Origin of the sequence: Streptomyces sp. NPDC059142, from assembly GCF_042755665.1 — a bacterium.
GTDB lineage: Bacteria > Actinomycetota > Actinomycetes > Streptomycetales > Streptomycetaceae > Streptomyces.
This window is the reverse complement of record NZ_JBHZDA010000087.1, coordinates 13,161-30,886: the sequence shown is the minus strand read 5'-3', so window position 1 is coordinate 30,886 and position 17,726 is coordinate 13,161. Positions and strand designations below refer to the sequence as shown.

The 17,726-nt window shown below is 71.8% G+C and carries 20 protein-coding genes and 5 tRNA genes; 18 read left to right on the top strand and 7 right to left on the bottom strand.

The window, feature by feature from the left end:
- The first annotated feature begins 182 nt into the window (after positions 1–182).
- The 7 genes from ACFXPK_RS25855 (at position 183) to ACFXPK_RS25825 (ending at position 2,362) form a co-directional block, all read left to right on the top strand.
- On the top strand, positions 183–989 hold the full coding sequence (locus ACFXPK_RS25855; RefSeq protein ID WP_385079052.1) for an alpha/beta fold hydrolase: 807 nt from the start codon (positions 183–185) through the stop codon (positions 987–989).
- A 68-nt stretch (positions 990–1,057) separates the two neighbouring features.
- Positions 1,058–1,795 carry an HAD family hydrolase gene (locus tag ACFXPK_RS25850; protein ID WP_385079049.1) on the top strand — a complete coding sequence of 246 codons (738 nt, stop codon included), beginning with the start codon at positions 1,058–1,060 and terminating at the stop codon, positions 1,793–1,795.
- Between the two features lie 86 nt (positions 1,796–1,881).
- Positions 1,882–1,953: transfer RNA gene (locus tag ACFXPK_RS25845), tRNA-Gln, on the top strand.
- 19 nt (positions 1,954–1,972) lie between these two features.
- Positions 1,973–2,045: transfer RNA gene (locus ACFXPK_RS25840), tRNA-Glu, on the top strand.
- 61 nt (positions 2,046–2,106) lie between these two features.
- Positions 2,107–2,179, top strand: a tRNA-Glu gene (locus ACFXPK_RS25835).
- Between the two features lie 20 nt (positions 2,180–2,199).
- Positions 2,200–2,271, top strand: a tRNA-Gln gene (locus tag ACFXPK_RS25830).
- Between the two features lie 15 nt (positions 2,272–2,286).
- Positions 2,287–2,362 (top strand) — tRNA-Glu (locus ACFXPK_RS25825).
- A gap of 141 nt (positions 2,363–2,503) precedes the next feature.
- On the opposite strand, the gene ACFXPK_RS25820 is transcribed toward ACFXPK_RS25825, so the two are convergent.
- Positions 2,504–3,196, bottom strand: coding sequence for a MerR family transcriptional regulator (locus tag ACFXPK_RS25820; protein WP_385079046.1), 693 nt, complete (start codon positions 3,194–3,196; stop codon positions 2,504–2,506).
- A 100-nt stretch (positions 3,197–3,296) separates the two neighbouring features.
- On the opposite strand from ACFXPK_RS25820, the gene ACFXPK_RS25815 reads away from it, so the two are divergent.
- Positions 3,297–3,779: a DUF4188 domain-containing protein gene (locus ACFXPK_RS25815; RefSeq protein WP_385002260.1), complete on the top strand. Its 483-nt coding sequence runs from the start codon at positions 3,297–3,299 to the stop codon at positions 3,777–3,779.
- 121 nt (positions 3,780–3,900) lie between these two features.
- Here ACFXPK_RS25815 and ndgR read toward each other — a convergent pair whose 3' ends face one another.
- Entirely contained in the window at positions 3,901–4,617 is a 717-nt protein-coding gene (gene ndgR, locus ACFXPK_RS25810; protein ID WP_329823068.1) for an IclR family transcriptional regulator NdgR, read from the bottom strand.
- A 209-nt stretch (positions 4,618–4,826) separates the two neighbouring features.
- Between ndgR and leuC the strand changes: the two genes are divergently transcribed.
- From leuC to ACFXPK_RS25790, 4 genes are all read left to right on the top strand, one after another.
- Entirely contained in the window at positions 4,827–6,266 is a 1,440-nt protein-coding gene (gene leuC / locus ACFXPK_RS25805; protein WP_385002256.1) for a 3-isopropylmalate dehydratase large subunit, read from the top strand.
- Between the two features lie 2 nt (positions 6,267–6,268).
- Entirely contained in the window at positions 6,269–6,877 is a 609-nt protein-coding gene (leuD, locus tag ACFXPK_RS25800) for a 3-isopropylmalate dehydratase small subunit (protein WP_385002253.1), read from the top strand.
- Between the two features lie 104 nt (positions 6,878–6,981).
- Entirely contained in the window at positions 6,982–7,209 is a 228-nt protein-coding gene (locus ACFXPK_RS25795) for a hypothetical protein (protein WP_385079042.1), read from the top strand.
- Between the two features lie 144 nt (positions 7,210–7,353).
- A complete protein-coding gene (locus ACFXPK_RS25790) occupies positions 7,354–8,013 on the top strand; it encodes an HU family DNA-binding protein (RefSeq protein WP_385002247.1) in 660 nt (219 codons plus the stop codon).
- A gap of 231 nt (positions 8,014–8,244) precedes the next feature.
- Here the strand turns inward: ACFXPK_RS25790 and ACFXPK_RS25785 are convergent, their stop codons facing one another.
- Positions 8,245–8,454: a hypothetical protein gene (locus ACFXPK_RS25785; protein ID WP_385079038.1), complete on the bottom strand. Its 210-nt coding sequence runs from the start codon at positions 8,452–8,454 to the stop codon at positions 8,245–8,247.
- Positions 8,455–8,499: 45 nt separating this feature from the next.
- Complete coding sequence (gene cofC / locus ACFXPK_RS25780) at positions 8,500–9,228, bottom strand: 2-phospho-L-lactate guanylyltransferase (protein WP_385079035.1); 729 nt, start codon at positions 9,226–9,228, stop codon at positions 8,500–8,502.
- A 204-nt stretch (positions 9,229–9,432) separates the two neighbouring features.
- Between cofC and ACFXPK_RS25775 the strand changes: the two genes are divergently transcribed.
- The 3 genes from ACFXPK_RS25775 to ACFXPK_RS25765 are packed head-to-tail and all read left to right on the top strand — an operon-like array spanning position 9,433 to position 12,426.
- Positions 9,433–10,179 (top strand): lysophospholipid acyltransferase family protein, encoded by a 747-nt coding sequence (locus ACFXPK_RS25775; RefSeq protein ID WP_384999400.1) that lies wholly within the window; start codon positions 9,433–9,435, stop codon positions 10,177–10,179.
- On the top strand, positions 10,176–11,177 hold the full coding sequence (locus ACFXPK_RS25770; protein ID WP_385079032.1) for an NAD(P)H-dependent glycerol-3-phosphate dehydrogenase: 1,002 nt from the start codon (positions 10,176–10,178) through the stop codon (positions 11,175–11,177). The genes ACFXPK_RS25775 and ACFXPK_RS25770 overlap by 4 nt, the downstream gene beginning before the upstream one ends.
- Before the next feature lie 34 nt (positions 11,178–11,211).
- A complete protein-coding gene (locus ACFXPK_RS25765; protein ID WP_385079029.1) occupies positions 11,212–12,426 on the top strand; it encodes a D-alanine--D-alanine ligase family protein in 1,215 nt (404 codons plus the stop codon).
- Positions 12,427–12,517: 91 nt separating this feature from the next.
- Here the strand turns inward: ACFXPK_RS25765 and ACFXPK_RS25760 are convergent, their stop codons facing one another.
- Positions 12,518–13,012 (bottom strand): DUF3515 domain-containing protein, encoded by a 495-nt coding sequence (locus ACFXPK_RS25760; protein WP_385079055.1) that lies wholly within the window; start codon positions 13,010–13,012, stop codon positions 12,518–12,520.
- Between the two features lie 27 nt (positions 13,013–13,039).
- The gene (locus ACFXPK_RS25755; RefSeq protein ID WP_384922516.1) at positions 13,040–13,273 is read right to left on the bottom strand and encodes an Lrp/AsnC family transcriptional regulator; all 234 of its coding nucleotides are present in this window, start codon (positions 13,271–13,273) and stop codon (positions 13,040–13,042) included.
- A gap of 318 nt (positions 13,274–13,591) precedes the next feature.
- Between ACFXPK_RS25755 and ACFXPK_RS25750 the strand changes: the two genes are divergently transcribed.
- Both ACFXPK_RS25750 and thiD read left to right on the top strand, forming a co-directional pair.
- Entirely contained in the window at positions 13,592–14,563 is a 972-nt protein-coding gene (locus ACFXPK_RS25750; RefSeq protein ID WP_384999393.1) for a thiamine-phosphate kinase, read from the top strand.
- Between the two features lie 35 nt (positions 14,564–14,598).
- Positions 14,599–15,402, top strand: a complete 804-nt coding sequence (gene thiD, locus ACFXPK_RS25745) for a bifunctional hydroxymethylpyrimidine kinase/phosphomethylpyrimidine kinase (protein ID WP_384999390.1) — start codon at positions 14,599–14,601, stop codon at positions 15,400–15,402.
- Positions 15,403–15,537: 135 nt separating this feature from the next.
- Here thiD and rpmB read toward each other — a convergent pair whose 3' ends face one another.
- Positions 15,538–15,723 carry a 50S ribosomal protein L28 gene (gene rpmB / locus ACFXPK_RS25740; RefSeq protein ID WP_028426177.1) on the bottom strand — a complete coding sequence of 62 codons (186 nt, stop codon included), beginning with the start codon at positions 15,721–15,723 and terminating at the stop codon, positions 15,538–15,540.
- A 202-nt stretch (positions 15,724–15,925) separates the two neighbouring features.
- Here rpmB and ACFXPK_RS25735 point away from each other — a divergent pair, with 202 nt between their 5' ends.
- Positions 15,926–17,677, top strand: a complete 1,752-nt coding sequence (locus ACFXPK_RS25735; RefSeq protein WP_385079025.1) for a DAK2 domain-containing protein — start codon at positions 15,926–15,928, stop codon at positions 17,675–17,677.
- Positions 17,678–17,726 lie beyond the last annotated feature (49 nt).

Sequence of the window (17,726 nt, the reverse complement as noted above, 5' to 3'; positions counted from 1 at the left end):
TGTAATGGGCCGCCACACCGGTCGTGGTGGACGGCCCGGCGCGCGCCCCGTCGGCCCGGCGCGCGCCCCGTCGGCCCGGCGCGCGCCCCGTCGGCCGGGGGCGCTCGGCGCTGGCGGGATCGCGTCATCGGTCGGCGGGCCGGCGGCTACCGGGCGCCGTGCGCCCGTTCTAGGTTCGGCCCATGACAGAGATCGGTTACCGGGCGTCCGACGGCTGCGCCCTGCACGCCACCGTCGTCGGAGCAGGACCGGCCCTCGTCCTGCTGCACGCGGGCGGGCCCGACCGCAGGAGCATGCTCCCCCTGGCCGAACGGTTCACCGGCGACTGGACGGTCGTCCTCCCCGATCTACGGGGCTACGGCCGCTCGGTCTGCCGGGAACCGGCCCGCTACACCTGGGCCCGGTACGTCGAGGACGTGATCCTGCTCCTGGACCACCTGGAGCTCCCCGATGCCGTTCTCGCCGGGGCGGGCCTGGGCTCCACGATCACGCTCCGGGCGGCGGCATCCCATCCGGAACGGGTGCGGGCCGCCGTGCTGATCGGGGTGGAGGACATCGAGGACGACGAGGCCAAGGAAGCCGAGATCCGCTTTCTCGACGCGTTCGCCGCCCGTGTCGCGGCCGACGGCATCGAGGCCGGCTGGGAGCCCGTACTCGCCGATCTCCCGCCCGTCGTCGGGGACATGGTGCGCGATGCCGTACCGCGGTCGGACCCCGCGAGCATCGTGGCCGCGGCCGCCATCGGCCACGACCGCTCCTTCCGGAGCGTCGGTGAACTCGCCGCGATCACCGTGCCGGCCCTCGTCCTTCCCGGCACCGACCCCCGTCACCCCACCGCTCTCGCCGAAGAGGTCGCGGACGTCCTCCCCGAGGGGCACCTGGCCACGGTCTCGATCGGCAACGGCCTGCGGACCGCCGAGGATCTCGCCGCCGCCGTCGCCCCCGAGATGCGCGCGTTCCTCGGACGGGGCCGCGTACGCGGGGAGTGATCTCCGTGGGGCGGTCCGGGCCCACCGCGGGCCGGGCCGCCGCGACGCCCACGCGGTACCGTCGCCGTATGGCGATCCGCGCGGTCCTCTGGGACATCGACGACACCCTCTTCGACTACACGAGCGCCGACCGCGCGGGCATGCAGCGGCACCTCGCCGCCGAGGGCATGGCCGTCCCGGGCGAGACCGTCGACCAGGCCCTCGCACGGTGGCGGGAGATCACCGACGCGCAGTGGCTGCGGTTCGCCGCCGGGGAGACCGACTTCCTGGGGCAGCGGCGCGACCGGGTGCGGGCCTTCGTCGGTACGGGGCTGAGCGACGGTACGGGGCTGAGCGACGCCGAGACCGACGCGTGGTTCGACCGGTACATCGCGCACTACGAGACCGCCTGGAGCCTGTTCCCCGACAGCCTCGCCGCCCTCGATCTGCTCGCCGCCGACTACCGGCAGGCCGTGCTGTCGAACTCCTCGATCATCAACCAGGACCGGAAGCTGCGCGTCCTCGGTGTCCGCGACCACTTCGAGGCCGTGCTCTGCGCCGCCGAGCTGGGGGTCTCCAAACCCGACGCCGCCGCCTTCCACGCCGCCTGCGACGCGCTCGCGCTGGAGCCGGGGGAGGTGGCGTACGTCGGGAACGAGCCCGACATCGACGCGGGCGGGGCGACGGCCGCCGGGCTCACCGGGGTCTGGCTGGACCGGGGCCGGCTCGGCGGGCGCCCGGAGCTGGTGCGGATCACCGATCTGGGGCAGCTTCCCGCGGTACTGCGCGGGGATACCCGTTTTGGAGCGCCGTCCGCGATCGGGTAATGTTCTTCCTGCGCCGCCCGGGAAACCGCAAGGTCCGACCGGGAAGCGCACGCCAGACCAGACCCCCTTCGGGGGTTCAGATTTGGTGGGCTATGGTGTAATTGGCAGCACGACGGTTTCTGGTTCCGTTAGTCTAGGTTCGAGTCCTGGTAGCCCAGCGCAGACTGTATCTGCAACGCCCCCGTTGTGTAGCGGCCTAGCACGCTGCCCTCTCACGGCAGTAGCGCCGGTTCGAATCCGGTCGGGGGTACAGATCCTTCTCTCCGACGTCCTCGGGTCGCACCCGGATACGTTGATGCAGGATCGCTAGGGCCCCCGTTGTGTAGCGGCCTAGCACGCTGCCCTCTCACGGCAGTAGCGCCGGTTCGAATCCGGTCGGGGGTACTGATTCTCAAGAATCACCATGGGCTATGGTGTAATTGGCAACACGACGGTTTCTGGTTCCGTTGTTCTAGGTTCGAGTCCTGGTAGCCCAGCTTGGCCCAGGCCATGCCCCCGTTGTGTAGCGGCCTAGCACGCTGCCCTCTCACGGCAGTAGCGCCGGTTCGAATCCGGTCGGGGGTACCACGTAAGAAAGATCGCGATATCGGCCCTCCCCTCGGGGAGGGCCTTTTCGTTGTCCTTCTCCCGTCACCCTCGTACGGCTGCCCTGCGCCGTCGACCGCCGTCGGCCATCGACCGCTGTCGGCCGTCAACAGTCATCGGCCGTCAACTGCCTTCGCCGAAGCGCCGGTTGGACTCCTCCGCCTGGGCGAGCCGCCGCAGGCTCAGCAACACCGGTTCGTACAGCACCGTTCCCGCCACCGCCGCCTCGACCTGGCGCGTACCCGGCTCGTACCGCTCGATCATGTCGATGTCCACGGCGCCGAGTTGGTCCGCGCACCGCCCGTACACGAGCAGGTCCTCCAGCGTGGCCGGATAGCCGCTCCGATCCAGCGCCGCGATCGCCCCGACGAGCGTCCGGTACGCGGGGGACTCGTCCCGTGCCGCGCTGCCGAAGCCCCAGCCGAGCCGTACCAGCAGCTCCGTCGCCCGCTCCCCGGCCGACTCCGCCGCGGCGTCGGGCACGGGTGTCTCCGCGGTCGGGGCCGCGCCCGACGCCGTACCGGCGGCCGTGGCGGGGAGGGTCTCCGGGAGCGACCAGACCGCCGCCCCGATCCGGCTGTGCCGGTCGAGCGACTCGTCCTCCACCGCCACCAGGACCTCCCGCGCCGTGGCCACCGGCATCCGGCCCACCTGGATCAGCGCCCTGACCAGTCGCAGCCGGCGCAGATGCTCCTCGTCGTACGCGGCCTGGGTGGCGTTGATCCTGCGGCCGGGGCGGAGCAGCCCCTCGCGCAGGTAGTACTTGATCGTGGCGGTGGGGACCCCGCTGCGTTCGCTCAGCTCCGCCATGCGCATCCCGGTTGCACCTTCCCTTGGACAGTGGCACTATCCAATCATGGATAGTGGAGCTATCCAATTGCGTGGGATGTCACGCAGGGCAGAGAAAGGGGGCGTCATGGGTGCGAAGGTGATCCAAGGGCGGATGACTTCCGGTGCCGACCAGGGGGTGGTCGTGTTCCTGATCGGGATGCGCATCAACAAGTTCCGCTCACCGCGCGACTGGTGGCCCGTCGCCAGGGCCATGCCGCGGATGCTGAAGGAGCTGGCCCGGGACCGTTCCAGCGGGCTGATATCCGCCCGGGTGCTGGTGGGCGGGGCGCGCCTCGTCTACCTCGTCCAGTACTGGGAGTCCACGGAGAAGCTGCTGGCCTACGCGGCGGCGCCGGACGGGGAGCACCGTCCCGCCTGGGCGGAGTTCAACCGCAGGGCGCGCGAGGGCGGCGACGGGGTGGGGTTCTGGCACGAGACCTACGCGGTCCCCGCCGGCTCGTACGAGAGCGTCTACGTCAACATGCCGGAGTTCGGCCTCGGGGCGGTGGGCGGGGTGGTCCCGGTCGGCAGGCGCGGCGAGCGAGCGGCGGACCGGCTGGCCTCGTGACGGCGCGGTGATCCGTCCCTGACCGGGGAGGGCCGGACGGGGTCCGGCGGGCCGCTGCGGCGCTGGAGCGGCCCGGGGAACGACGGGCGGGGGAGAGAGGTGGGGGGCGGGGGGAGCGGGGTCAGCTCGCGCGGCGCAGGGCCTCGCTCAGCCGTCCCGCCGCGTCGATCACGGCCTGGGCGTGCATCCGGCCCGGGTGGCGCGTCAGACGCTCGATCGGTCCGGATACCGAGACGGCCGCGACCACGCGGTTCGACGGGCCCCGTACCGGCGCCGAGACCGAGGCCACGCCCGGCTCCCGCTCGCCGATCGACTGGGCCCAGCCCCTGCGCCGTACGCCCGAGAGCGCCGTCGCCGTGAAACGGGCCCCCTGGAGGCCGCGGTGCAGCCGCTCCGGCTCCTCCCAGGCCATCAGGATCTGGGCCGAGGAGCCCGCCTTCATGGTCAGGGTCGAGCCGACCGGGACCGTGTCCCGCAGCCCCGAGAGCCGCTCCGCCGCCGCCACGCATATCCGCATGTCGCCCTGGCGGCGGTAGAGCTGCGCGCTCTCCCCGGTCAGGTCCCGCAGATGCGTGAGGACCGGGCCCGCCGTGGCCAGCAGGCGGTCCTCGCCCGCCGCCGCGGCCAGCTCGGCCAGGCGCGGGCCCAGGATGAACCGGCCCTGCATGTCCCTCGCCACCAGTCGGTGGTGTTCCAGTGCCACGGCCAGCCGGTGGGCCGTGGGTCGTGCGAGCCCGGTCGCCGCGACCAGCCCGGCGAGGGTGGCCGGACCGGACTCCAGGGCGCTCAATACCAGAGCCGCCTTGTCGAGAACGCCGACGCCGCTAGAGTTGTCCATGAAACGATACTCGCGTCTCACTCTGTGAAACGCAAGTTCAATTTTCCGGGGAAGTTGCCAACCTGTAGGTACGGGCCCGCGGAATCGGGCCCGCGGGAGACGGGCCCATGACCAAGGGTCCCCCGCCGACGTCCGGAGCGTGGGGTACGGACGTAGGCCCACATATCTCTAGGAGAGCCGGCCACGAGAGGCCGGCCGGAGGGAAAGCGATGGGTAGGACACTCGCGGAGAAGGTCTGGGACGACCATGTCGTCCGGCGCGCGGAGGGCGAGCCCGACCTTCTCTTCATCGATCTGCACCTGCTGCACGAGGTGACCAGCCCCCAGGCGTTCGACGGCCTGCGCCAGAACGGCCGGCAGGTCCGGCGGACCGACCTCACCATCGCGACCGAGGACCACAACACCCCGACCCTCGACATCGACAAGCCCATCGCGGATCCCGTCTCCCGCGTCCAGTTGGAGACCCTGCGCAAGAACTGCGCGGACTTCGGCGTACGGCTGCACCCGCTGGGCGACGTCGAGCAGGGCGTCGTCCACGTGGTGGGCCCGCAGCTCGGCCTGACCCAGCCCGGCACCACGGTGGTCTGCGGCGACAGCCACACCTCCACCCACGGCGCCTTCGGCGCGCTCGCGTTCGGCATCGGCACCAGCCAGGTCGAGCACGTCCTCGCCACCCAGACGCTGCCGCTGGCCCGCCCCAGGACCATGGCGATCACGGTCGAGGGCGAACTGCCCGCCGACGTCACCGCCAAGGACCTGATCCTCGCGATCATCGCGAAGATCGGCACCGGCGGCGGCCAGGGCTACATCCTGGAGTACCGGGGTTCCGCCATCGAGAGTCTGTCGATGGAGGCCCGGATGACCATCTGCAACATGTCGATCGAGGCCGGCGCCAGGGCGGGCATGATCGCCCCCGACGCGACCACCTTCGACTACCTCAAGGGCCGTGACCACGCCCCCGAGGGCGCCGACTGGGACGCGGCCGTCGCGTACTGGCGGACGCTGCGCACCGACGACGACGCGGTCTTCGACGCCGAGGTCTTCATCAAGGCCGAGGAGCTGGCGCCGTTCGTCACCTGGGGCACCAACCCGGGCCAGGGCCTGCCGCTCTCCGCGCACGTCCCCGACCCGGCTTCGTACGAGGACGCTTCGGAGCGGCTCGCCGCCGAAAAGGCCCTGGAGTACATGGGGTTGACCGCCGGGCAGGCGCTGCGCGACATCAAGGTCGACACCGTCTTCGTAGGCTCCTGCACCAACGGCCGTATCGAGGACCTGCGCTCGGCCGCCACCCTGCTGGAGGGCCGCAAAGTCGCCGACGGCGTACGGATGCTGGTCGTCCCGGGCTCGGTGCGCGTCGCCCTCCAGGCCGTCGCCGAGGGCCTGGACAAGGTGTTCACCGCCGCGGGCGCCGAATGGCGGCACGCGGGCTGCTCGATGTGCCTGGGCATGAACCCCGACCAACTGGCGCCCGGCGAGCGTTCCGCGTCCACGTCCAACCGTAACTTCGAGGGCAGGCAGGGCAAGGGCGGCCGGACGCATCTCGTCTCTCCCCAGGTCGCCGCCGCCACCGCCGTACTGGGCCACCTGGCCTCGCCCGCCGATCTGTCCGACGCCGGTGCCGGCGACCGTACGCCCGCTGGAGCGCGATAACCATGGAAGCCTTCACCACCCACACCGGTCCCGCCGCCCCGCTGCGCCGCAGCAACGTCGACACCGACCAGATCATCCCCGCCCACTGGCTCAAGAAGGTCACCAGGGACGGGTTCGAGGACGGGCTGTTCGAGGCGTGGCGCAAGGACCCGTCCTTCGTCCTCAACCGGCCCGAGTACGCCGGGGCCTCGGTCCTGGTCGCCGGACCCGACTTCGGCACGGGATCCTCCCGGGAACACGCCGTCTGGGCCCTCCAGAACTTCGGTTTCAAGGCCGTCATCTCCTCCCGGTTCGCGGACATCTTCCGTGGGAACTCGCTCAAGAACGGTCTGCTGACCGTCGTTCTGGAGCAGTCCGTCGTGGATGCCCTCTGGGCGATCACCGAGAGCGACCCCACGGCGGAGGTCACGGTCGACCTGGAGCAGCGCCAGGTCCGCGCGAGCGCCCCTGACGGAGCAACGCTTGTGGCCGATTTCGAGCTTGACGAGAACGCTCGGTGGCGCTTGCTGAACGGGCTCGACGACATCAGCCTCACCCTTCAGAACGAGTCCGACATCGTCGCGTACGAGGCCGCCAGGCCGTCCTTCAAACCGCGCACAATCGCCGCCTGATCAGCGCGTTTCCCCTACTGCACCCCCTGCCTCCCGGCAGGGGGTGCAGTTGCTTGTTGAGCCCCTGTCGGGCGACAACTCGCCCCAGATGGCACAATCGGTGCATGGAACGCGACAGCCAACTCAAGCTCTACGGGTTAGTCGCCGAACAACTCAAAGATGCGCACGCAAGAGTGCGTGCACTGCAAGTCCCGGAGGGCGTCAGACAGGCTCTCTCCCGGAAGCTGCTGGTCATCACGGCCGCGGCGAAACACGATCTCCCGGGCGCGGCAAGGCGTCTGGACCGCTTGATGAAGGACCTGGACGAGGGTCGTTTTCCGGAAGGTCTCTGACCCTCCGCGGAACTCTGCCGGGCCGACTTCGTTGCGGCACTAGGGTGATTAGCCCGTTTCGTGTTTGATTTGCGGTATATATCTGCCTAACGTGCGAAAAAGCTTGAACACTTTCGTTCTGGCAATGTCTCCGAAGGGGAAGACGTGAACAAGGCGCAGCTCGTAGAAGCGATTGCGGACAAGGTCGGCGGCCGTCAGCAGGCCGCGGACGCGGTCGACGCGGTACTCGACGCGATCGTCCGCGCGGTGGTCGCCGGGGACCGGGTCTCGGTCACCGGCTTCGGCTCGTTCGAGAAGGTCGACCGCCCGGCGCGTTACGCCCGTAACCCGCAGACGGGCGAGCGCGTGCGGGTCAAGAAGACCTCGGTGCCGCGGTTCCGCGCGGGCCAGGGTTTCAAGGACCTCGTGAGCGGCTCGAAGAAGCTCCCGAAGAACGACGTGGCCGTCAAGAAGGCCCCCAAGGGCAGCCTCTCGGGCGGATCTTCCACGCGTACGACCGTGAAGGCCGCGGCCAAGAAGGCCACCGCCAAGAAGGCGGCGACGGCTGGGAAGAAGACCGCGGCCAAGAAGACCACGACCGCCAAGACCACCGCCGCCAAGAAGACCAGCGCGGCGAAGAAGACCACGGCCAAGAAGACCACGGCCACGGCGAAGAAGACCGCCAAGAAGGCCACGGGCACCGCCAAGAAGGCCACCGCCAAGAAGACCGCGCCGGCCAAGAAGGCGACGGCCAAGAAGGCCCCGGCGCGCAAGGCCACCGCGCGCACCACGACGGCGAAGAAGGCCGTCGCCAGGAAGAAGTAAGCAGGAAGCGGTACAGGGCCGTACGCGCCGGGCCGGGCTCCCCTCGGGGAGCCCGGCCCGCGGCGTTTGAGGCACCCCGGCCGCACGGCCCGTGGCCGCCGACCGGTGGCCGCCCGGCCCACGCCCCGTACGGGGCGCCATGGCGCGGCCCCGGGACGCAGTGAGGTGCTATGAGGTGCTACGAGGTGCTCATGAAGGCGCCGGGAGGCGACGCGGGGCGGCGCGGAAGCCTCAGAGGGTCTGGAGGGTCACCAGCGTGATGCGCTGCGGCTCGCCCTCGCCCCGGCTCTCGGTCTCGATCCGTACCCGCTGCCCCGGTCGGAGCAGCCGCAGCCCGCCGGCGTCGAAGGCCGCGGCGTCGAACTCCACCGGGGTGCCGTCGTCCAGCAGCACACTCCCGCAACGGGTCTCGGAATCGTATGTGTACGAGGTCGCCTGCATCCCCGCAGCGTATCGCCCGGATCGTCGTTCCCCGCGCCGCAGGTCTCAGCCGCCGGGACCGGGCGCCGGGAGCGGACCGTGCGCCTGCTGTCCGCCGTCCCCGGCGCCGCTCGCGAACCGCAGGGCCGTGCGCGGACCGAGCCCGAGTTCCGCCGCGTGCAGCAGATCCTCGCCCGTATCGACATCCCGCCGTACGGAATCCACCCCGGCCAGAAGTATTTCCACCGCCCCTGTCGACAAATGTCCAAGGCGGGAGGGGCCGCCGAAAGCCGGATTCAATTCCACACCGGGCCCCGCCGTCAGCAAAGTCGTACCGATTCCCGCGGCGTCCGCGAGAAAAGCGCGCGGAAATGGCTCCGCGGCGGCCAGGACCAGCGCCAGCTCCGCCGGGCGGAGCGCCGGCAGGTCCGCGTTGAGCACGGCCACCGCCGCCCGGGGCCGCCGCGCCCTGACCGCCCGCGCCCCGTGCGCGAGCGCCGCGTTGAGTCCGTCCGCCGGGGTGTCCGGCACGACGCGCGCGCCCAGCGCGGACAGCTCCGCCGCCGCCGTCGGATCGTCGGTCACCACCGCCACGTCGCGGACGACGGGGCAGGCCAGCACCGCGGCCACCGTGTCCAGCGCGAACGCGAGGGCGAGCCGCGGGCGCAGCGCGTCCCCCGTCGCGACGGTGAGCCTGCTCTTGGCGAGCCGGAGCGGTTTGAGCGGGACGACCAGGGACCATGGGGCGGTCGGACCGGTGTGCGTGGCGAACTCTCCGTACGTCTTTCCGTCCATCTCCGCGTCCGCCCTCCCTCCCTGCGCGGGAGCCCGTGTACAGACCATGTGTATCGGCCCTCTATTGTGGCCCGGCACCGCCACGGCCCACAGGGCCGGTCCCGGGACCGGGGCGTACGGTGTTCTCGACAGAGCGCGGGACCGAGGCCACACTTGATCCCCGGCAGCCGGGCACGGGCCCGGCGAGAAGAGGAAGGTGTTCGAGTGTCCCGCCGTAGAATCGGCTTCTGGTACCGCCTGGCGGCGGTCATCGCAAAACCGCCGCTGATCCTTCTCCTCAAGCGGGACTGGCGGGGTACGGAGCACATTCCGGCCGACGGCGGATTCATCACCGCGGTGAACCACAATTCGCATCTCGACCCGTTCGCCTACGCCCACTTCCAGTACAACACCGGCCGCGTTCCGCGCTTCCTCGCGAAGGACGGCCTTTTCACCAAGGGGTTCATCGGCGCCGTCATGCGCGGCACGGGGCAGATCCCCGTCTACCGCGAGACCAGCGACGCGCTGAGCGCCTTCCGCGCCGCCATCGACGCCGTCGAGCGGGGCGAATGCGTGGCGTTCTACCCCGAGGGCACCCTCACCCGCGACCCGGACATGTGGCCCATGACCGCCAAGACCGGGGTGGCCAGGGTCGCCCTCCAGACCAAGTGCCCGGTCATCCCCGTCGCGCAGTGGGGCGCCAACCTCGTGCTCGCGCCGTACGCCACGAAGGCCCATCTCTTCCCGCGCAAGACCCACCATGTCCTCGTCGGCCCGCCCGTCGACCTGACGCGCTTCTACGACCGGGAGATCGCCCCCGAATTGCTGCGCGAGGCCACCGAGGTCATCATGGCCGCCATCACGGAACTGCTGTCCGAGGTACGCGGCGAGCCGGTGCCCACCGTCTCGTACGACTACCGCAAGGCCAGGGAAGAACAGCGGCGCAAAGCCGCGGAAGAGGGGTCTAAGTGACGCGGGTCGCCGTCTTCGGAGCGGGATCGTGGGGCACGGCGTTCGCCATGGTCCTCGCCGACGCGGGATGCGACGTGACGATCTGGGGCCGGCGCCCCGAGATCGCCGACGCCATCAACACCACCCGCGCCAACCCCGCCTACCTGCCGGGATTCGAACTGCCCGCGGGCGTACGGGCCACCACCGACCCGGCGGAGGCCGCGCGCGACGCGGAGTTCACCGTGCTCACCGTGCCCTCCCAGACGCTGCGCGGCAACCTCGCGCGGTGGGCGCCCGTCCTCCCCTCCGACACCGTCCTCGTCTCCCTGATGAAGGGCGTCGAACTCGGCACCGCCAAGCGGATGAGCGAGGTGATCGAGGAGGTCGCCAAGGCGCCCGCCGAGCGGGTCGCCGTCGTCACCGGACCCAACCTCGCCAAGGAGATCGCGGGCCGGATGCCGGCCGCCGCCGTCGTCGCCTGCGAGGAGGAGGGGGTCGCCCAGCGGCTCCAGGCCGCCTGCCACACCCCGTACTTCCGCCCGTACACCAACACCGATGTCGTCGGCTGCGAACTCGGCGGCGCCGTCAAGAACGTGATCGGCCTCGCCGTGGGCATCGCCGACGGGATGGGCCTCGGCGACAACACCAAGGCGTCCCTGATGACCCGCGGGCTCGCCGAGACCACCCGGCTCGGCCTCGCCATGGGAGCCGATCCCCACACCTTCTCCGGACTCGCCGGAATGGGCGACCTCATCGCCACGTGTTCCTCACCGCTCTCCCGCAACCACACCTTCGGCACCAACCTCGGGCGCGGGATGACCCTCCAGGAGACCATCGCGGTCACCAAGCAGACCGCCGAGGGCGTCAAGTCCTGCGAGTCCGTACTGGATCTGGCGCGGCGCCACGATGTCGACATGCCCATCACCGAAACCGTCGTGGACATCGTGCACAACGGGAAGCCGCCGCTCGTCGCACTCAAGGAGCTGATGTCGCGCAGCGCCAAGCCCGAGCGACGCTGACTCGGGCGGTACCAGCAGGTACGCTCATCGCGATATGAGCAGCGAGAACTCCCCCCGAAGCCCCGAGCGCAGCCTTGGGCACAGCCCGGAGAGCGGCGCCGAGCAGCCGCCCCGCAAGCCGCGTGTGGCCGTCGTCTTCGGCGGCCGCAGCTCCGAGCACGCCATCTCGGTGGTCACGGCCGGCGCCGTACTGCGGTCCATCGACCGCACGAAGTACGACGTCCTCCCGATCGGCATCACCACCGACGGCCGCTGGGCGCTCACCGCCGACGACCCGGAGCGCATGGGTATCGCCGATCGTTCCCTGCCGAGCGTCGAGCAGATCGCCGAGTCCACGGACGGCTCCGTCGTCCTCTCCGTCGACCCGGGCAGCCGCGAGGTCGTCTACAGCGAACCGGGCTCCGTGCCCAAGGTGCTGGGCGACGTCGATGTGGTCTTCCCCGTGCTGCACGGCCCGTACGGGGAGGACGGCACCCTCCAGGGGCTGCTGGAACTGTCCGGGGTCCCGTACGTCGGCGCGGGCGTCCTCGCCTCGGCCGTCGGCCAGGACAAGGAGTACATGAAGCGGGTGTTCACCTCCTTCGGGCTGCCCGTCGGCCCGTACGTGGTGATCCGGCCCCGTGAGTGGGAGCAGACCCCCGAGGACGGCGGGGCGCCGGGCGCCGCCGCCCGCGCGAGGATCGTGGACTTCGCCGCCGAGCACGGCTGGCCGCTCTTCGTGAAGCCCGCCCGGGGCGGTTCCTCCATGGGCATCACCAAGGTCGACGACCTCGCGGGGCTCGACGAGGCGATCACCGAGGCCCGCCGTCACGACCCCAAGATCCTGGTCGAGTCGCTGCTGCGCGGGCGCGAGATCGAGTGCGGCGTGCTGGAGTTCGAGGACGGTCCGCGCGCCAGCGTGCCCGCCGAGATCCCGCCGGTCACGGAGCACGACTTCTACGACTTCGAGGCCAAGTACATCGACTCGGCCGCCGGTCTGGTGCCCGCGCCGCTGACGCCCGAGGAGACCGCGGAGGTACGGCGGCTCGCGGTGGCGGCGTTCGAGGCCACCTCCTGCGAGGGCCTGGTCCGCGCGGACTTCTTCCTCACCGAGGACGGCCGGTTCGTCATCAACGAGATCAACACGATGCCGGGCTTCACACCCATCTCCATGTACCCGCGCATGTGGCAGGAGAGCGGCGTCGGCTACGCGGAACTGGTGGACCGGCTCATCCAGGCGGCGCTGCGCCGCCCGACCGGCCTGCGCTGAGCGCGACCGGGAAACGTCCGCACCGTACGGCGCGTACGGCTCGGTGCGTTCCGCGCACCGGGCCCGCGCCGCGCACAGCGGCCGGCAGTGTCTACAGGCTGGAAGGGACCGTCTTCTCGACGGCCTCGGCCAGCCCCGCGAGCGGGGTGGAGTCGTGCGTGTAGCGCGTGGACATCGTGACCTCGACATAGGTCCGGCGGTACGTCGTGGTGAACCGCGGACCGGAGTCCCGCTCCTCCAGCATCCAGTTGACGCCGTTCGCCTCCACACCCTGCGCCTGGGCGTTGTCCATCCCCGCGGGCCGGGGCACCCCGCAGCGCAGTACGATCGCGCCGTCCCCCCACCCCGCGGTCAGTTCCGAGCGCGGCTCGGGATCGGAGCGGTCGAGGTCGGCGAGGGTCGTGGGCAGTTCCTTGTGCAGCGCGCGGCAGAGGACCGCCTCCTCCTTGGAGGGGGCGGGAACCGCGACCGAGGTGTCCGTGGAAGAACAGCCCGCCGCCGCCGTCAGAAGGACGGCCACGGCGGGAAGACGGGCGAACGAGCGGCCGGACAGCCTGCGGCCCTGAAGCGGGCGACGGAAACGTATCACCGGCCAAGCGTAGACGGGGGCGGTCTAGAGATGGACGACCGGGCAGGTCAGGGTGCGGGTGATGCCTTCTACTTGCTGGACTTTGGCGACGACCATGCGGCCGAGCTCGTCGACGGTGTCCGCCTGAGCCCGCACGATCACGTCGTAAGGACCGGTGACGTCCTCGGCCTGGATCACTCCCGGAATCTTTGCGATGGTCTCGGCGACGGCCGTCGCCTTGCCCACCTCGGTCTGAATAAGGATGTACGCCTGTACCACGGAACCTCCAGGGCGGCCACGAGGATCATGTGGGGAAAGAGACGCCACGGTATCGCGTCGCCGCGGGCCGCGGGGAGACCCGGGCGCCCGGTGGCGCCCGCGGGGTGGCGCCCGCGGGTCCACGTTGACGCGAGCGGGCCGCATGACCCGCGCGGCGCACGGCGCGGGGTACGGCCCGGGGCGCGGCACACCCGTCGTGGCACCCGGGCGTGACCCGGCGTACGGCGGTGTTGACGTGACCGGTGAAGGCAGCGACAGCAGCGAGGGCCGCGACCGCAGACGCGGCCCGGTGAAGAGAGCAAGAGAAGGGGAGACTCGGTGAAGGGAACCGTGGGCGAGTTGGGGGAGTTCGGGCTCATCAGAGAGCTGACGTCCCGGCTCACCACCACCCCGGCGGTCCGGCTCGGGCCGGGCGACGACGCCGCGGTCGTGGCGGCCCCCGACCGCAGGGTCGTGGCCAGTACGGATCTGCTCCTGGAGGGGCGGCACTTCCGCCGTGACTGGTCGACGGCGTACGACGTGGGCCGCAAGGCCGCCGCGCAGAACCTGGCCGACATCGCGGCGATGGGCGCGGTGCCCACCGCGCTGCTGCTCGGACTGGTCGTGCCGGCCGAACTCCCGGTCACCTGGCCCACCGAGCTGATGGACGGCATCCGCGACGAATGCCAGGTCGCGGGCGCCGCCGTGGTCGGCGGTGACGTGGTGCGCGGCGACTCCATCACGATCGCGATCACCGCGCTGGGCGATCTGCGCAACCACGAGCCGGTGGTCAGGTCGGGCGCCCGGCCCGGCGACGTGGTCGCCTACACCGGCTGGCTGGGCTGGTCGGCGGCGGGGCACGCGGTGCTCTCCCGGGGCTTCCGCTCACCGCGCGCCTTCGTGGAGGCGCACCGCAGGCCGGAGCCGCCGTACCACGCGGGCCCGGCGGCGGCCGGTCTCGGCGCCACCGCGATGACCGACGTCAGCGACGGGCTCGTCGCGGACCTCGGGCACATCGCGGACGCCAGCCAGGTCCGTATCGATCTGCGGTCCGGTCTGATCGACATCCCCACGCAGATGAACGACATCGGCCAGGCGGTCGGCGTCGATCCGCTCCAGTGGGTGCTGACCGGCGGGGAGGACCACGCGATCGTCGCGACGTTCCCCGCGGACGCCAAGCTCCCGGCGCGTTGGAAGGTGATCGGGGAGGTCCTCAACCCCTCCGCGCTGCCCCAGGTGACGGTCGACGGCGCCCCGTGGACCAGCAAGGGCGGCTGGGACCACTTCGGTGACATCGAGGACACCCTCTAGGAGCACGGTGCGCGCGGGCACGTAGATTCGTCGGTATGCCGACATCCGTGCCCGCGCCGCCCCGTGTCCTCACCGTCGCCGGATCCGATTCCGGCGGCGGAGCGGGCATCCAGGCCGACCTCAAGACGATGCTGGCCTTCGGCACGCACGGCATGAGCGTGCTCACCGCCGTCACGGCGCAGAACTCCCTGGGCGTCCAGGGCGCCTGGGAACTGCCGGTGGAGGCGGTACGCGCGCAGTACCGCAGCGTCGTCGACGACATCGGGGTGCAGGCCGTGAAGACCGGCATGCTCTCCTCCGCCGTTCTGGTCGACGCCGTGGCCGAACTGCTCGCCGCGACCGGCGTCCCCGTGGTCGTCGACCCGGTCGGCGTCTCCAAGCACGGCGATCCGCTGCTGGCCGCCTCGGCGCTGGACGGCGTACGGAAGAGACTGCTGCCCACCGCGACGGTGGCCACCCCCAACCTGGACGAGGTGGCGCAGCTCACCGGGGTACGGGTGGCGGACGAGGCGGACCTGCGGCGCGCGGCGCACGCGCTCCTGGAGTTCGGGCCCCGCTGGGCGCTGATCAAGGGCGGCCACCTGCCGGGGGACGCGGTGGACCTGCTCACCGACGGCACCGAGGAGCACTGGCTGCGGGCGCCGCGCCTCGACAACCGGCACACGCACGGCACGGGGTGCACCTACGCGTCGGCGATCGCCGCGGGGCTCGCGGGCGGGCGGTCCGTGGTGACGGCCGTCGGGGCGGCCAAGGAGTACGTGACGGGCGCGATCGCGCACGGCTTCGCGCTGGGCACGGGCATCGGCCCGGTGGACCACGCCTGGCGGTTCCGGGGCTGAGGAGCCGGGCGCGCGGTTCCTGTCCGACAGGCCGGCTGCCCGGGTACGGCAAAGCCCGGGTACGGCAAAGAGCCGGTCCACCGAGGTGGACCGGCTCTTCAAGGCAACCGCAGGGGCTGCGCTACGACGCAGGCGTCAGCGCGAGACCTTGCCGGCCTTGATGCACGATGTGCAGACATTGAGGCGCTTCGGCGTCCGACCGACCACGGCACGCACGCGCTGGATGTTCGGGTTCCAGCGACGGGGCGTACGGCGGTGCGAGTGGGAAATGCTGTTGCCGAAGCCCGGCCCCTTGCCGCAGACGTCGCAGTTGGCAGCCACGGGTCACTCCAAAGACTTCAGATGCTCGTACAGAGAAATCCGGCGTGGCTGAATCAACGAGACGAAAAACTGTCGATGTCGCTTTGCCGGGGGATTGGCCCGACTCTCATCGGGCAACCGCAGCAGCATACAACGACTGCCTCGGTACCTGGAAACTATACCCTTCTCGCATGACCCCGGCCGACGGAGGAGGACCCCGCAGGTGCCGCAGACCCTCGACGCCGCAGCGGTGCGGAGCTGGTGCGCGCTGGCGCTGGAGGCCCTGGGCCGGGAGCGCGAGGAGATCGACGCGATCAACGTCTATCCGGTCGCGGACGGCGACACCGGCACCAACCTCTATCTGACCGTGGAATCCGCCGCACAGGCGGTCGAGGCGGTGTTCGCGGCGCATGAGACGGGCGTCTCCGCGCCCGCCCCGGCCGACGCCGTACGGGCCATGGCGCACGGCGCGCTGATCGGCGCCCGGGGGAACTCGGGCACCATCCTGGCGCAGCTTCTGCGCGGGATGGCCGAGGTGCTCGCGGACGGGGCGCCCGGTGACGGGGATCACGCGGACGAGGGACCCGGCGCGGGGTCCGGGCGCGCGGACGGGCAGGAGCTCGGGCAGGGACGCGGCGGCCGGCTCGCCCCCGCGCTGCGACGCGCCGCCGAACTGGCCCGCGAGGCCGTCGCGCACCCCGTCGAGGGCACGATCCTGAGCGTGGCGAGCGCCGCCGCCGACGCGGCCGAGGCGGCGGCCCGCGCGGACGCCCCGTACGCCCCGTACGGCGCGGACCGGGCGGACGAGGGCACCGCGTACTACGGGGCGGACACGGCCCGCGCCGTACGGGCTGCGTACGCGGGCGCGCGCGCCGCGCTCGACGCCACCCCCGGCCAGCTCGACGTGCTCGGCCGCGCGGGCGTCGTCGACGCGGGCGGCCGGGGGCTCCTCACCGTCCTGGGCGCCCTGGTGCGCTGCCTCACCGGCGAGGCGCCCGCGCCCTTCCCCGTGGGCCACCGCCGGTACGACAGCCCCGTGGCGGTGGAGTCCGCCGCCGAGGCGTGCGCCACGGAGGGCGGGCCCGCGTTCGAGGTGATCTATCTGCTGGAGGCGGACGAGACCGCCGTGGCCCGGCTCAGGGCCCGGCTCGACGGGCTCGGCGACTCCCTGGTGGTGGTCGGCGGCGACGGGCTGTGGAACGTGCACGTCCATGTCGACGACGCGGGCGCCGCCGTCGAGGCCGGTGTCGAGGCCGGCCGCCCCTACCGCATCCGTATCACCCACTTCGGCGCCGCCGCCGAGGAACCGCGCGTCCAGCGCGCCGTCGTCGCGGTCGTCCCCGGCGAAGGGCTCGCGGGGCTCTGTGCCGAGGCCGGCGCCACGACCGTCCTCGCCCGCCCCGGGGAGCCGCCCGCCAGCGGCGAACTGGTCGAGGCGATCCGCCGCGCGCACGCCCGCGAGGTGGTCCTCCTGCCGAACGACGAGGCCCTGCGCCACACGGCGGCGGCCGCCGCCGAACAGGCCCGCGCCGAAGGGGTACGGGTCGCGCTCATCCCGACCCGGGCCGCCGTCCAGGGCATCGCCGCGCTCGCCGTGCACCAGCCCGACCGCCGCTTCGACGAGGACGTCGTCGCGATGACCAGCGCCGCCGGGGCCACCCGCTACGCCGAACTGACCGTCGCGGAGCGCCAGTCCTGGACCATGGCGGGCATCTGCCAGGCCGGGGACGTCCTGGGGCTGATCGACGGGGACGTCGCCGTCATCGGCTCCGAACTCGCCGCCACGGCGGAGGCCGTGCTCTCCCGGATGCTCTCCGCGGGCGGTGAACTCGTGACGCTCGTCCTCAGGGAGGACGTCCCCGGTACGCTCGCCGCCGGTCTGGAGAGCTACGTACGCGAGGGCCATCTCGCCGTCGACACCGTCGTCTACCGGGGCGGCCGGCACTCCGCGCTCCTGCTCGTCGGCGTGGAGTGAGGCGGGGCGAACCCGGGACCGGCCGGAACGGCACGGCCGTGACCTGCGG